The organism is Flavobacterium croceum DSM 17960, from assembly GCF_002917885.1.
Lineage (GTDB): Bacteria > Bacteroidota > Bacteroidia > Flavobacteriales > Flavobacteriaceae > Flavobacterium > Flavobacterium croceum.
Map to the genome: position 1 here is coordinate 1 of NZ_PQNY01000024.1, position 14,794 is coordinate 14,794.

14 protein-coding genes are annotated in these 14,794 nt (G+C 27.7%); all 14 read left to right on the top strand.

Annotation, left to right across the window (positions count from 1 at the left end; translation table 11 throughout):
• Positions 1-174: 174 nt before the first annotated feature.
• Positions 175-1,236, top strand: coding sequence for a type I restriction endonuclease (locus Q361_RS12265; protein ID WP_103727026.1), 1,062 nt, complete (start codon positions 175-177; stop codon positions 1,234-1,236).
• Positions 1,237-1,459: 223 nt separating this feature from the next.
• Positions 1,460-3,826, top strand: a complete 2,367-nt coding sequence (locus Q361_RS12270) for an outer membrane beta-barrel family protein (protein WP_103727027.1) — start codon at positions 1,460-1,462, stop codon at positions 3,824-3,826.
• A gap of 134 nt (positions 3,827-3,960) precedes the next feature.
• A complete protein-coding gene (locus Q361_RS12275; protein ID WP_103727028.1) occupies positions 3,961-4,293 on the top strand; it encodes a hypothetical protein in 333 nt (110 codons plus the stop codon).
• A gap of 51 nt (positions 4,294-4,344) precedes the next feature.
• Positions 4,345-4,515: a hypothetical protein gene (locus Q361_RS13770; protein ID WP_169929308.1), complete on the top strand. Its 171-nt coding sequence runs from the start codon at positions 4,345-4,347 to the stop codon at positions 4,513-4,515.
• Between the two features lie 451 nt (positions 4,516-4,966).
• On the top strand, positions 4,967-5,134 hold the full coding sequence (locus Q361_RS13775; protein ID WP_169929309.1) for a hypothetical protein: 168 nt from the start codon (positions 4,967-4,969) through the stop codon (positions 5,132-5,134).
• A gap of 54 nt (positions 5,135-5,188) precedes the next feature.
• Positions 5,189-6,451 (top strand): hypothetical protein, encoded by a 1,263-nt coding sequence (locus Q361_RS12280; RefSeq protein WP_103727029.1) that lies wholly within the window; start codon positions 5,189-5,191, stop codon positions 6,449-6,451.
• A gap of 19 nt (positions 6,452-6,470) precedes the next feature.
• The gene (locus Q361_RS12285) at positions 6,471-6,866 is read left to right on the top strand and encodes a hypothetical protein (protein ID WP_103727030.1); all 396 of its coding nucleotides are present in this window, start codon (positions 6,471-6,473) and stop codon (positions 6,864-6,866) included.
• 3 nt (positions 6,867-6,869) lie between these two features.
• The gene (locus tag Q361_RS12290; RefSeq protein ID WP_103727031.1) at positions 6,870-7,484 is read left to right on the top strand and encodes an aspartyl/asparaginyl beta-hydroxylase domain-containing protein; all 615 of its coding nucleotides are present in this window, start codon (positions 6,870-6,872) and stop codon (positions 7,482-7,484) included.
• Between the two features lie 26 nt (positions 7,485-7,510).
• Positions 7,511-9,727: a peptidase domain-containing ABC transporter gene (locus tag Q361_RS12295; RefSeq protein WP_103727032.1), complete on the top strand. Its 2,217-nt coding sequence runs from the start codon at positions 7,511-7,513 to the stop codon at positions 9,725-9,727.
• A gap of 3 nt (positions 9,728-9,730) precedes the next feature.
• Positions 9,731-10,258 carry a hypothetical protein gene (locus Q361_RS12300; protein ID WP_103727033.1) on the top strand — a complete coding sequence of 176 codons (528 nt, stop codon included), beginning with the start codon at positions 9,731-9,733 and terminating at the stop codon, positions 10,256-10,258.
• Positions 10,259-10,268: 10 nt separating this feature from the next.
• Positions 10,269-12,353 carry an outer membrane beta-barrel family protein gene (locus tag Q361_RS12305; protein WP_103727034.1) on the top strand — a complete coding sequence of 695 codons (2,085 nt, stop codon included), beginning with the start codon at positions 10,269-10,271 and terminating at the stop codon, positions 12,351-12,353.
• Positions 12,354-12,417: 64 nt separating this feature from the next.
• On the top strand, positions 12,418-13,152 hold the full coding sequence (locus Q361_RS12310) for a hypothetical protein (RefSeq protein ID WP_103727035.1): 735 nt from the start codon (positions 12,418-12,420) through the stop codon (positions 13,150-13,152).
• A 93-nt stretch (positions 13,153-13,245) separates the two neighbouring features.
• Positions 13,246-13,374 (top strand): hypothetical protein, encoded by a 129-nt coding sequence (locus tag Q361_RS13975; RefSeq protein ID WP_262496237.1) that lies wholly within the window; start codon positions 13,246-13,248, stop codon positions 13,372-13,374.
• A gap of 224 nt (positions 13,375-13,598) precedes the next feature.
• Positions 13,599-14,567, top strand: coding sequence for a hypothetical protein (locus Q361_RS12315; protein ID WP_103727036.1), 969 nt, complete (start codon positions 13,599-13,601; stop codon positions 14,565-14,567).
• Positions 14,568-14,794: the final 227 nt, after the last annotated feature.

Genomic DNA, 14,794 nt, shown 5'->3' on the forward strand with positions numbered 1-14,794 from the left:
TCATTTTATTTTAAATTGAAGTCTGTTTTTCACGAAAATGTTTATCTTTAGCAGAAATTTAGCCGTTCGCTGGCTTCGCTTCTGCGTCAAGCCGCGAAACGTTAGCTGTAATAGTATCCGAGCAGAACGCAAAAACTTGAAAAACAACAAAATAAAACCAAAAATAATAAAAATATGGATTTAAAAGACCAACTTAAATTAATCGCAGACAGAACAAAACACAAAGAAAGTATTCAAACTGAAGAAGCAACAAAAAATGCTTTTGTAATGCCTTTTCTTCAAAGTTTAGGTTATGACGTTTTTAATCCATTGGAAGTTGTTCCAGAATTTATCGCAGATATTGGAATAAAAAAAGGAGAAAAAATTGACTATGCAATCTTTAAAGATGGTCATCCAACAATTTTAATAGAATGTAAAGATTGGCGTCAAAACTTAAATGTTCACGACGGACAATTGTTAAGATATTTCCACGTTTCAAAAGCAAAATTTGGTTTATTAACAAACGGAATTGTTTACAGGTTTTATTCTGATTTAGTTGCTCCAAACAAAATGGACGAAAAACCATTTTTGGAATTTAACATTACCGAAATTAAAGACAACCAAATTGAGGAGCTGAAAAAATTTCACAAAGCAAATTTCGATGCTGAAAGCATCGTAAATACCGCAAGTGAAATGAAGTATATGAATGAATTGAAACATTTGCTTCATCAAGAACTTACCGAACCAAGCTCAGAATTTGTAAAATATTTTGCAAAACAAGTTTATCCAAGTGTTGTAACTGCAAAAGTTTTAGACCAGTTCACAGAATTGACTAAAAAATCTATTCAACATTATATTAGTGATTTAATTACTGAACGTTTAAAAACTGCATTATCAAAAGAAGACGAAAAAAATAAAGTTGAAAATGAAATTTCTGCTGAACAAAATCTCGAAGATATTAGCAAAATAAACACAACGGAAGAAGAACTTGAAGCATTTTTAATCGTAAAAACTATTTTGCGCCAAAAAGTTCCTGCAACAAGAGTTACTTATCGTGACGCTCAATCTTATTTTGCAATATTTCTTGACGATAATAATAGAAAAGCAATTTGTAGACTTTATCTAAATGGCGGAAAAAAATATATTGGAACTTTAGACGAAAATAAAAAAGAAACGAAATTTGAAATCGGAACTTTGGATGAAATATTTAATTATTCCGAAATATTATTAAAAACAACAGAATTATACGAGAAATAAACGTTTAAAAAACAACTACTACAGCTAACAGCAGTTTGCAGAAATGGCGGGTTTTGGGCTTAATTTAAAGTTGATTTTGTACTTGCAAAGTCAGTGTTTAACCGAAAGTTTTAGGTTTCCTTAATCCGCCACTTCTGCAAGCTGCAAAACGTTGTATGAAACCATTGACCAAAATTGCGCATAAAAAAGAACGTAACCAAACTAAATAAAGACAGAAATTAAGATGACAAAAAGACATTTACTATCATTATTACTAATTATTTTATTTCAAAATCAAGTTTTTTCACAAATAAAAATAAGCGGACAAATAAAAAACGAAAAAAATAATCCTGTTGAGTTTATTGAAATTCAATTACAAAATAAAGATTCAATAATATTTAAAAGTGAGCTTACAAATGCAGAGGGAAAATTCATTTTAGAAACTGAAAAAGGAGAATATTCATTGCTTGTTAGACAATTAGGCGGAATTTATCACAAACAAAAGATAAGTGTAAACCAAGATACATATATAGGTATAATCAATATAACAGAAAAAACACAGCAACTTCAAGAAGTTGTAATTACTTCAAAAAAGAAACTTATAGATAGAAAAGTGGATAGATTAATTTTCAATGTAGAAAATAGCATCTCCGCCTCCGGCGGTGATGCTATCGATGCTTTAAAAATTACTCCTCGTGTTAAAGTAAAAAATGATAATATTTCAATGATTGGAAAAAATAATATGTCAGTAATGGTTGATGATAAACTTATACTTTTAACGGGTGATGAACTTATTAATTTTCTTAAAAGCATTCCATCTGATAACATTAAAAGTATTGAGGTTATTACCACTCCACCAGCAAAATACGATGCGGAAGGTAATAGTGGTTTGATTAATATAAAACTAAAAAAGTCTAAATTAAATCAATGGAATGCTTCTTTAAGAAGTTCATACATTCAAAGTACCTACCCAAAAGGCTCTTTTGGTGGTAATTTTGATTATCAAAAAAACAAACTTTCTTTATATTCAAATTTGAATTATGTTAATGGTTCAAATGCTCCAGTTGAAACAAATAAAATATATTATCCTTTGGGGTTATGGAATGAAGAAAACAAAAGAAGAGATTTCCAAAATTCTGTAAATGGTAGAATTGGAGCAGATTATAAAATATCTGAAAAATTTTCAGTTGGTATGCAATATTTAGGAAGTTTTAGCAAACCAAAAATTGCAGAAAATAGTTTGACTACTATTTACAATCAAACAAACTCTCAAATAGATTCTTATATAAATACTTTATCCGAAAATTTAGGCAAGAATAATAATCATTCTCTAAATCTAAACTCCACAGTAGTTTTTGATACAATTGGAAGAAAAATGAATATCAATTTAGATTATTTTAAATTCAAAAATGATGATAATAGAATTTTTAATACCATAAATTTATTATCTGCCAATAATACCAGTTTACAAGATATTCAAAATTATTCAGCTAAAATTGATTTTGAACATCCTCTAAAATGGATTAATTTAAGTTATGGTGGGAAATTATCTTTTATTAAAACTCAAAATAATGTAAACTATTTTGACACAACGTTAGGTAATCCAATTTTTGACCCAACCCAAAGTAACGAATTTAATTACGATGAAAACACGCAAGCAATTTATCTAAATGGGGCAAAAAAATTAAATGAAAAATGGGAAACTCAATTAGGTTTTAGATTAGAAAACACACAAACAGAGGGGGTTTCCAAAACACTTAATCAAAAAAACACAAATTCTTATACAAAATTGTTTCCAACATTTTACCTTACCTATTCACTAAATGAAAAAAACTCATTTTCAATAAACTATAATAAAAGAATAAATAGACCTTCTTACAATAGATTAAATCCGTTTAGATGGTATAGTAATCCATTTTCTTACACAGAGGGAAATCCATTTTTGCAACCATCATTTTCAAACAATTTAGAATTAAACTACACATTTAATGATAATTGGTCAAATAGCATCTATTATTCTCATACTGATAATGGATTTGAACAAATTACTATTGTGGATAACACAGATAATATTCAAAAAACAATTGCACAAAATTTTTTCAAAACAACAATAATAGGTATTTCAGAATCATATACTTATAATAAATTAAAATGGTTATCAAGTACATTTTCATTTGATTGGAATTATAGCAAATCAGAATCTTTGATACCAATAACAAATCAAAATTTAAATGGTTCAAATGCTTATTTTTCAATAAGTAACGATTTTAATCTAAACAAAAACAAAACATTACTTTTTAATTTTTCTTATTGGTATAACTTTAAAGGAACTTCTGATTTAGATAAAAACAATTCTTATAGTCAATTAGATGCCTCAATTAAATATTTTGCCTTTGACAAAAAATTACAAATAAGTTTCAATGCAAATGATATATTAAGCACAAACAGACCTATTTACACCAGTTTTACCAATAATATACAAATAGATTACAAAAATTATTACGATGTTAGATTATTCCGTTTATCACTAGTTTACAAATTTGGTAACAAGAATATTAATGTAGAGAAAAAAGAAGTTGGTAATCAAGAAGAAAAAGAAAGAACCAATTAATTGATTTATCATTCGGAGTATTTTGTAGTGTACAATGCAAAAGAAATGAATTCTAAATAAAAGGCATTCGTAAAGTTAATAACGCACCAACAACAGACACAACAGAGGAGCAAACGCAACATTCAACATCACAAATGAGTTACGACCAACGTACAAATAATTACGATTTGCTAATTTCACAACTTCAAAATACACCAAACTATAACCCTAACGAAACAGAATATCAAATCGCTACACTGCAAGCAGAAAAAGCCCAAATGTTGCAAGCAACGCAAGGCGTTGCCAACACTTTTGTTCCTTTAAACAATGCTCGTAGCATTCGTAACAATTCAATGTATCTTTCCGAAGATAATTTAGTAGATACTTTCAACAAAGCAAAAGATTATTTGTTTACAATCCTTGATAGTAATTCTGTTCAATACAAAGCAATCGCAAAAATTAAATTCAAAAAAGTAGGACAAGCATAAAAAACAAATAAGGCTTATGCAAAACTGCATAAGCCTTATGCCAAAATAGATATGCCTTATGCCAAACTAAATAAGCCTTATGCCAAAGTAAATATGACAACTGCCAAAATAGATATATCTTGTGCCAAACTATATAAACCTTATGCAAAAATAGATAAGCCTTGTTCAAAAGTAGATAAGGCTTATGTCAAAATAGATAAGACTTGTGCACCAGTAAAATAGGCACTTAACGAAAATTTGAAAACTAAATGAAACGTGAAAATTGGAATGTGAAAAGTTATGGCTTCATACAACAGGGGTTTTGTGCAAGTGGGGCTTTTGGGTTAAATTTAAGGTTCAGTAATATCAACAAACATTAGTCTTAAACCGAAAGTAAGTGCATCTTTAACCCCACCTGACACAAAGCCCCAAAACGTTGTATGAAACCATTGAGCAACAGAGCGTAAAAGAAAACTAAAAGAAAGTCATAAGATTAAGGTTTAAGTTCAGCCAACATATAGGCAAGCCGTAGAGCAAAACAAATAGAAACCATTAACTTTTGATAGAGTAATATAGTTAAACTACACAAACCGTTGTTAAATGTATTATACAAGGCAGACTAATTTAAACAATTATTAATTTCAAAGATATGTGCTAGTTTGCCCACATATTGGAGAAACAAATTTTTACTAAAATGAAAAAAGTAGAAGAAATCAAAAAATTTTTAGAAGTAGATGAATTGTCAAAACTTGAGCAAGGAGCGTTACAGGGTGGTCAAGCTGAAGGAAAGCAAAAAATTCAACAAAGACAAAGAAATGAAGATGATGGAACTGCAACTGTAGGAGGTCCTACTCAAAATTAATGATTATGAAGAAGTAGTTTAAAAAACTACTTCTTCTTTAAAATTTAACAATTTATGAAAACAATATTCGACAAGAACTTTTGGAATGAATTTATTGATGTAAATGAGAATTTCAACCAAGCATGTGTTATTGAAAATGCTTTCAATGAAAATTTTAAAAATTCTTTATATCAAGGAGTAACAGAATCCTTTTATAATAGAGTAGAAAATAATAATTTAATTAATGGTTTTAGATTATATAATGATAAAGGAGAATTAGTCAAAAATCAAAATACAATTGAAATTTTTACTAAAAATCCTCCAAAAGAAAATGAGGATATTATTTTATATTTTGAGAGAATTATAAAAACAAGATTTGGTATAATTATGAATTTTGGAGAAGTTTTTTCAGAATTACTAGGTAAAAATATTTTTCAGGCTTTAGAACCTTTATATAAATTAGTTGGTTACCCTCCGTTAGGAAATGAAATTACAATTTTTATAGGTAATTATGGTTGGACTCCACTTGGTATTCATAAAGACCATACTGGAGAAAATGTATTACATTTTCACCTCGGACCAGGTAGAAAACAAATGTATATTTGGGACGATGAAACCTATGAAAAACTTGTAGGGAAAAACGTTATAAATAATAAAGAAATTGAGCCAATATTAAATTATGCGAAAAAATTTGATTTTGGAGAAGGAGATATTTTTTATATGCCGTGGTTTGTAAACCATGTAGGTTATACAGAAGATATTTCAATAGGTGTATCACTTTGGTTTCATAGTTCTGATATATTTTCATATTCAAAGAAAGTAATTAAACACTTTTTAACTCAATTTATTCCTAATGATACGAGAATAATACCTCCTCAAATTGATTATTTGAATAACCATGACACCTATGAGTATTTTAAAAAGAACATATTAAAAACCCTCAATAAAGAAAATCCAAATTTAAATGATTTTCTCATGAGTATATATTTGGATTTTAAGTATTCTCTTTTTAGTAATGGTGGCTGGGCTAATTGTCCTCCTGAAAACAAAATTGAAAGTATAGATTACACTTATTTTGAATATAAAATTATTGAGTTGTCCAAACCCTTTAAAATTATATATAATAATTTCAATAATGAAAAATTAGATATTTATATAAGAGGCAGAAAAACGAGAATTAAATACTTTAAAGACTTTGAGAATCTTTTAAATAAACTAAACAATGATGAAAAAATAGTAGTTAATGATTTTATAGAAACACTAAGCATACCAAAAGAAGCATTTTTATATATCCTTTTAACTCTTTATAAACATAGAGGTATAGTAATAATTGAATAAAATTTAAAAAGTAAAAAATATGAAATTAAAAATTTTAATGATAATGTTTACAATGTTTACATCGCTTACATTTGCCCAAAATGGAACAGCGAATGCAGTAAGCAATAAAAACTATATGTTTGCAGAATCCTATGGTAATAGTAATTACGCTTGTAGTATCACTTTTAAAAAAGAGTTTAAAGATTCTGTACAAAATATTTTGAACACCAATTTTGAAAATAAAGAACTTTTTAAAAAGAAAATAGTTTGGAAAAAATTCAAAGAAGATAATGACCCTAATAATATTTTTTATGTAGAATTAAAACAACGCTCTCTAAAAATTGAATGGAAGAATAATGATAAAGCTAATATTGAAATAGTTGAAAAATTAAAAAAAATTAGCAGAGAAATCATAGAGTCATTAAATAAAAAATAAAAGATGGAAAATTTTTATAATCATTTACAATTTCCTCAACTTCGAGAAATTATTTCAAATTATAAAACTATTAAAGAAGAATTTGTTAACCTCAATATACCAATAATGAATATTGACAGAGAAAATAAACATTATCAAGAAGTTATTAGGGAGGTAATTCTTCAAGTTAATAATGGAGGTGATTATGGCTGGGTAAAAGGTTGGGGTGTTGAAGGAGGTAATGATAATTGGCTACAATTAGGACTATATTCTTACGATAGTGAAGTCAATAATTTTATCTTAGAACCTTTTTTAAGAAAATTTATGCCTAAAACGTATGAAATGATAAAAAAGGTTAATAATTTGTTTATGTGTGCTATTGTTAATTTAAAAAAAAGAACATTATTAACTAGACATTCTCATCCGTATATTAAAGAGTTAAATTTATTACAACTTCATTTACCTTTAATTACCGCAAAAACTGAAAATTACAATTATATAAACTGTAATGGCGAATTTAGACAACATATTGAGGGCGGACCTATAATATTTGACGGCTCATTAGAACATTTTGCATTAAATGAGTCTGATGAGGATAGAATTATATTGTATATTGAATTTAAAAATAATAAATCATAAGGTTTCCAATTCTCATTTATTTGATAATGTCTATTTCTTTTAATAAAATATTATTTTCCAAGCCCTCACCTGTACGTCAGTTAGACGCTATGGATTGTGGTCCTGCCTGCCTTGCATATATTTCAAAGATATATGGTAAAAAATACTCTTTACAATATTTACGAGAAATTTGTTATATATCGAAAAGAGGCGTTACTCTATTAGGAATACTTGAGGCAGGTAAAGCTATTGGCTTTGAAGTATTTTCAACTAAAGTAGATTTAGATACTATAATCAATAAAGTAAAATTATACCCTTGCATTATACATTGGGATCAAAACCATTTTGTAGTTTTAAATAAAATTGTAAAAACGAGAAAATCAAAACTATATTTTTATTTAATGGATCCAAGGTCTGGATTTATAAAACTAAATGAAAAGCAATTTAGAAATGGGTGGTTAGGAAATAACGATAAAGGTATTGTAGCATTTTTTGAGCCTAAAGATGAATTTTTAAATATTTCGACAGAAGAACAGAAAAAAATTAATTATAAGGAGTTATTATCTTTTTTGCAACCTTATAAGAAAAAATTTGTATTACTTATTTTCCTTGTATTTGCCAGCTCTTTAATAACTTTAGTATTTCCTTTTTTCACAAAAGAATTAATTGATAATGGTATTTCACAAAAAAACTTAAACTTAATTTCTTTAATTCTTTTAGCTCAATTAAGTCTTTTTTTGGGTTCAATGATAATCAATGTAATTAGAAATTGGCTAACATTATACATAGGTACTTATGTAAGCATAAATCTAATTTCTGATTTCATAACAAAATTGGTAAAACTACCAATGAAAAATTTTGATAATCATATGATAGGCGACCTCAATCAAAGAATAATAGATAATGAAAGAATTGAACGTTTAATAACATCAGAAAGTATCACAACATTTTTTTCTATATTTTCTTTTTTAGTCTTTTTTGTAGTTTTAGCATATTTTAATATTATTACACTAGTAATATACTTTGCCTTAACTCTTATAGGCATACTATGGTCAATATATTGGATTAACAAAAAGAAAATTCTTGATTTTTATGAATTTCAATTAAAATCCAAAAATCAAGAATCCATATTTGAAATTTTTAGTGGCATAAGAGATATTAAACTTTTTCAACTTGAAAATTTTAAACTCACTAAATGGCAAAGTGTACAAAACGAATTATTATCTTTAAACATAAAAATTCTTAAAATTGACCAAATTCAAACTTTTGGGTATCAATTTATAAATCAATTAAAAAATATTATTGTAACCTATTTTGTGGCAATATTAGTTTTAAAAGGAAAAATGACTTTGGGTACATTGTTAAGTATTTCTTATATTATAGGTGAAATGAATAGCCCCATAGCTCAACTAGTTTCATTTATTAAAAAATTACAAGAAGCAAAGTTGAGTTTTACAAGGCTTTCTGAAATTTCAACACAACTACCAGAAGAAAATAATTTTAACAAACAACTAAATACAAAAAGTAATGAAGGTATAGTAATAAAAAATTTATCGTTCTCTTATGAAAACATACAATCATCTATCGTCTTAGATAATATAAATATTACTATTCCAAATTCAAAAGTTACGGCTATTGTTGGTCATAGCGGAAGTGGTAAAACTACACTTATGAAAATTCTTTTACGCTTTTATGAACCAACAAAAGGTAAAATTTATTTCAACGGTGATGATATACTGGTAATCTCTCCAAATGATTTACGAAAACATATTGGCACAGTTTTACAAGATGGATTTATTTTTTCAGAGACAATAGAAAGAAATGTTGTAACAAATAGCGAAGAAGCAGACTTAGGAAAGTTAAATAATGCTCTAAAAATAGCTTGTATATTTGATTTCGTAAATTCACTACCACAAAAACACAACACAATAATTGGCAGTTTAGGTAATAACTTATCAACAGGACAAAAACAAAGAATTTTAATTGCTCGTGCCATTTATAAAAATCCAAACTATTTATTTTTAGATGAGGCAACATCGGCTTTGGATTCTAAAACAGAAAAAATAATACATAATAACTTAATAGAGTTTTATAAAAATAAAACTGTATTAATTATTGCTCATCGTCTTAGCACAGTAAAAAACGCAGATAATATTATTGTTTTAGATTCTGGTAAAGTAGTAGAATCAGGAAATCATAAAGAACTTATCGAAAAAAAAGGTGCATACTACGATTTAATAAACAATCAATTAGAACTAAGTTAAAGTATGAATGATATATATAAAATAGTAAAACTAAATGAAAAGGAATACTCTTTTGATACAGATTTAGGGTTGTCATACTCTATTGAATTAAAAAAGTCAAATTATTTTTATCTTTTAGAAAACAATAACAAAAAGTATATTGATATTTTCCGCTTTTCAATTTTTGATAGAGATTACCCTATTGAAACCGACTATAAAGTACGAAATACAATTTTATCTTTCATATCAACTTATTTTCAAAAACAAAACAACGATGAAATATTATTTTTCATAAATAACGAATTTGAAACAAATAATTTTTCACATAGAGCAAAAAGCAGATTAAAATTATTCCGAAGATTATTTAGAATATCAAATAAAAATTCTGAATTTGTTTTTCTAACAAATGAACATTTTATTCTAAATCATAAAGAATACAAAATGGATTACATAGGAATAATAGTTAAAACAAAATCACCTTACTATAACAATATTATAAGGACATTTACAAAATTTTGTCACGAAAACTCATACCAAAAATTAACTCAATAATATACTGAAAATGAAACATCTATTTACACTCATATTATTCATTACATCTCAATTTGTTTTTTCACAAGTAGATAGCACAAAGGTTACACAATTAAAAGAAATAGTTGTAACGATTGAAAAGAAAGCCGTAGAACAAAAAGCAGACAGAATTATCTACAATTTTTCAAGTCAAACATACCTAAATGCTGGAACACTAATGGAAGGCTTAAAAAAATTACCTGGACTTATTATTTCAGACGTAGCTGGTATGATGTATCAAGGGAAACAACTTGAAGTGTATATGGATGGCAGACCACTAAATATGTATTCCGATGAGTTAAATACTTTTATTGAAAGTTTACCCGCAAATACCGTTGAAAAAGTAGAAATAATTACGCAACCCGGTGCCGAATTTCCTGCTACTTCGGGCAATGCCATTATAAATATTATAACCTCAAAAAATGCAAAAAAATATATAAGCACTACTTATTCCAATGGCTATGGTTTTACAAACTATGAAAAATCAAGACACCGTTTTAACAATAGTATTCTAATTAACGCAAAAAACAATCTATTTGCTTGGCAAATACAACTAGGTCAAAGTTATAGCGAAAAATATCAATCAGACATTTTTAATTCTTCAAGCCTATTACTTTCTAATAGTCTTTTAGATAAAACAAACAGACTTTATTTTATTAAAACAGGCTTAAAATTTAACTTTAAAAAAGATAGATTACTAATAAACTACGATTTTAATACCACAAATAACAATTCAAAACTTGATGCTTTTGGGTATAACTTCTCATCAAACGATTTAAATAAAAACAAAAGAAACTTCAATGATGTAATGATAATCTATCAAAAAAGATTTGAAAACATTTCAAAAAAACTAGATTTTAGCCTAAATTTTAATAACAACAATAATAGCTACAATTTATTTTCCTTTAATAACAATTTAAACATTTTAGAAAACAAATCAAATTATAACTTTTATCAATTTAAAACAGATTTTTCAAATGAATTTAAATTTTTAGATAAATCAAAATTCAGCACAGGTATTTTAGCAGATAAATTAGACTTCAATACAAAAAACTTTAATACAACAAATTTAGAATACACAAGAAACACACTAGCGGTATATTCAGAAATTCAATCAACTTTAAAATCATTTGACTATATTTTAGGAGGAAGATTAGAATCATACGAAATATATGGTAATACAGATGTCGATAAACTAAATACATTCAAACAAACTCGTTTCTTTCCCAATGCTACTATTCAGTATAATTTATCAAATGACATATTTATAAACGCCAATTACAACAAGAAAATAAACTTACCAAATACATCATCGTTAAATCCAAACAATACAAGTTATCAAAATCAAAATATTACATTTTTTGGAAACCCAAATCTTACCCCTACAATTTACAATAACTTTGAAATAAAATTCAGTGCATTAGAATATTTTACGATAGGATATTCTATAAGCAATGTAAATAATCAAATTGCAACAAGAATAATAGAAAACAATAGCGGAGTTGCAAACATTACCGAGAATATTCCAAAAGCAACCATTCAAAATTTTAATTTTGGTTTACCCATTCCATTTATGATTTTTACAAAAGGACTTAAAAAAACATTAGAATTTGACTTTAATCCAGATAAAATTAATTTTATTTATTTTTATACAGATTATCAGAAAAACAAAATAGAAGGAATTGCCACAAAAGGATATTGGAACTTTAATATTATGATGCAAATTATTTTACCAAAAGAAATAAACTTTACAACAAACTTCAACACCACAACATTTGGAGGTAATTATTTCTATTATTACATTGCAAACAATAGACTAAATGAACAACTTGATATAACACTATCTAAAAAATTTCTGTCAAACAATTTATCTATTTCCTTGTATTATAACGACATATTTAATACAAATTATAAAAATATTTCAGCTATTGGTACAGATTACATCTATAATAACAAATATGACTCAAGACGTATAGGATTTTCATTAAGTTATAAAATTCCATCAAAAAATAAAAGTATTAAAGAGGAAAATATTATTCCAATAAACAATAAGGAAGAAAAAAATACCGATAAATAATACAGATATTTATTCGCCTAAATTTTATACTTTTGTAATTATTAACCAATTAATCTAAAAAATTATGGCTTCTACTTCCGAAAAAGGGCACGCTAAAAATATTGCAAATGCAAATTTACTAAACACTTATATTGCTCAATTAGGTGCATTATACAATCCTAGTAATCCAAAGTTGCAACTATCAAACTTACAAAATATTTATACAACATCTTTTTCACACCAAGAAAATGTAAATACATTAGTTGCACCCTACTCCATTGCAGTCGATAATCGTGAAAATATTTTTGCACCAGTAAGCAAAAAAATAACAAAACTACGCAAAGTATATAAAGCCACAGAAGGAGTAACACCTGCACAATTAGAAGATTTTATGACCATTGCTCGTAAACTAAAAGGAATTCGTAAAGTAACCAATGCTCCAACAACAGATACAACAGAAGAGCAAACACAACACTCAACCTCACAAATGAGTTACGACCAACGCACAAATAATTACGATTTGCTGATTTCATTACTCCAAAATACACCAAACTATAATCCAAACGAAACAGAATATCAAATTGCTACATTGCAAACAGAAAAAGCTCAAATGTTGCAAGCAACGCAAGGCGTTGCTAACACTTTTGTGCCTTTAAACAATGCTCGTAGCATTCGCAACAATTCAATGTATCTTTCAGAAGACAATTTAGTTGATACTTTCAATAAAGCAAAAGATTACTTGTTTACAATCCTTGATAGTAATTCAGTCCAATATAAAGCAATCGCTAAAATTAAATTCAAAAAAGTAGGTCAAGCATAAAAAACAAATAAGGCTTATGCAAAACTGCATAAGCCTTATGTCAAAATAGATAAGCCTTGTGCAAAACTAAATAAGCCTTATGCCAAAGTAAATATGCCAACTGCCAAAATAGTTATGACTTGTGCAAAACTAAATAAACCTTATGCAAAAATAGATAAGCCTTGTGCAAAAGTAGATAAGGCTTGTGCCAAAATAGATAAGACTTATGCACCAGTAAAATAGGCACTTAACAAAAATTTGAAAACTAAATGAAACGTGAAAATTGGAATGTGAAAAGTTATGGCTTCATACAACAGGGGTTTTGTGCAAGTGGGGCTTTTGGGTTAAATTTAAAGTTCAGTAATATCAACAAACATTAGTCTTAAACCGAAAGTGAGTGCATCTTTAACCCCACCTGACACAAAGCCCCAAAACGTTACCAGCAATTTTAAAACGACAACGTTAAAATGAAAATAGACGAAAATAAATTTCCAATACTTGGTTGCATAAAAAACAACAAACTAACGGACAAAGTTTTTGATATGTTGGACAATTCAGGTTTTGACGACAAAGGAATTTCTGACATAAAACCAAGTTTTGACTTTTTTAATGGCAAGCAATTGCAGATAAACTACATTTCAGCTACAATTCACGAAAAGTTATCAGACACAAACAATTTCGTAAAAGCAAAATCACTACTTGTTAATTCACCAGAAACAACAGGATTATTATTGTTGCCTGAAACCGTTTTGCCTGACTTTACGAACGTTCCTGAATATGTAGATGTTGACCCAAAAGATTATCCAATAAACGCTATTTTATATAGTTGGTTATCCTCAAACAATCACGACAAAATTTCAAATAAAAGCAAACTTGAAGACTTACAAAGACGAATTAAAGCAGGAGAAACGCCACCGCCTGGAGCTGATTGGGACAGCTATATGCGAGATTTACAAGATGACGAAGATTCGTGGGATGAGGAAAGTAGAACGTTAATAATTATTCCGATTCATAGTGACAGAATTACGCAAGCAACAAATCAATACGAATTAACGAGCAATGACGAAATTTATGGTTGGGAATATAGCGAACGTGAAGGCAGAGCGTGGTACGGAAAAATACACGACTATGTAATGTCATTCATTTTGTTTTACAATTTCACAGAAGCAGAAACACATATTGTTCACGGAAAAGAAACTGGACAGCCAAGACGATTAAAGCTGAACGATGAAAAATTTCTAAATGAAACTCTTAACAACATTGAAATTATAGATATTACCTACTTCACAAAACTAATTAGAACAGGCGAATTTGGTGTAACAGGACATTTTAGAGTTCAACATTTTGGAGTGGGTAATAGCGAAGCAAAAATTGTATTTATTGACAGCTATAAAAAAAGTGGCTACACACGAGGAGCAAAAATTGATAATAAATAAAAAACTGCTGGTAACAAGGGTTTTGCGTCAGGCGGCCTGACGTGCAAACTTGAAGCTATGTGCTTCTAATTAACTTTAGTAATAAATTGAAACTTTGTGCTCCGAAACCCGCCCGAACGCAAAGCCCCAAAACGTTGTGTGTCAGTTTCGGAAGAATAAACGCCGCAGACAACAATTCGGAAGAAAAAATATCAACTTTTTTGTGTTTTTTTAGAGACTTTTAACCA

Bases quoted from the DNA above. Each gene is read 5' to 3' on its own strand.
- Q361_RS12265 (WP_103727026.1), top strand. From the start codon at position 175: ATGGATTTAAAAGACCAACTTAAATTAATCGCAGACAGAACAAAACAC.
- Q361_RS12270 (WP_103727027.1), top strand. From the start codon at position 1,460: ATGACAAAAAGACATTTACTATCATTATTACTAATTATTTTATTTCAA.
- Q361_RS12275 (WP_103727028.1), top strand. From the start codon at position 3,961: ATGAGTTACGACCAACGTACAAATAATTACGATTTGCTAATTTCACAA.
- Q361_RS13770 (WP_169929308.1), top strand. From the start codon at position 4,345: ATGCCTTATGCCAAACTAAATAAGCCTTATGCCAAAGTAAATATGACA.
- Q361_RS13775 (WP_169929309.1), top strand. From the start codon at position 4,967: ATGAAAAAAGTAGAAGAAATCAAAAAATTTTTAGAAGTAGATGAATTG.
- Q361_RS12280 (WP_103727029.1), top strand. From the start codon at position 5,189: ATGAAAACAATATTCGACAAGAACTTTTGGAATGAATTTATTGATGTA.
- Q361_RS12285 (WP_103727030.1), top strand. From the start codon at position 6,471: ATGAAATTAAAAATTTTAATGATAATGTTTACAATGTTTACATCGCTT.
- Q361_RS12290 (WP_103727031.1), top strand. From the start codon at position 6,870: ATGGAAAATTTTTATAATCATTTACAATTTCCTCAACTTCGAGAAATT.
- Q361_RS12295 (WP_103727032.1), top strand. From the start codon at position 7,511: ATGTCTATTTCTTTTAATAAAATATTATTTTCCAAGCCCTCACCTGTA.
- Q361_RS12300 (WP_103727033.1), top strand. From the start codon at position 9,731: ATGAATGATATATATAAAATAGTAAAACTAAATGAAAAGGAATACTCT.
- Q361_RS12305 (WP_103727034.1), top strand. From the start codon at position 10,269: ATGAAACATCTATTTACACTCATATTATTCATTACATCTCAATTTGTT.
- Q361_RS12310 (WP_103727035.1), top strand. From the start codon at position 12,418: ATGGCTTCTACTTCCGAAAAAGGGCACGCTAAAAATATTGCAAATGCA.
- Q361_RS13975 (WP_262496237.1), top strand. From the start codon at position 13,246: ATGCCAACTGCCAAAATAGTTATGACTTGTGCAAAACTAAATAAACCT.
- Q361_RS12315 (WP_103727036.1), top strand. From the start codon at position 13,599: ATGAAAATAGACGAAAATAAATTTCCAATACTTGGTTGCATAAAAAAC.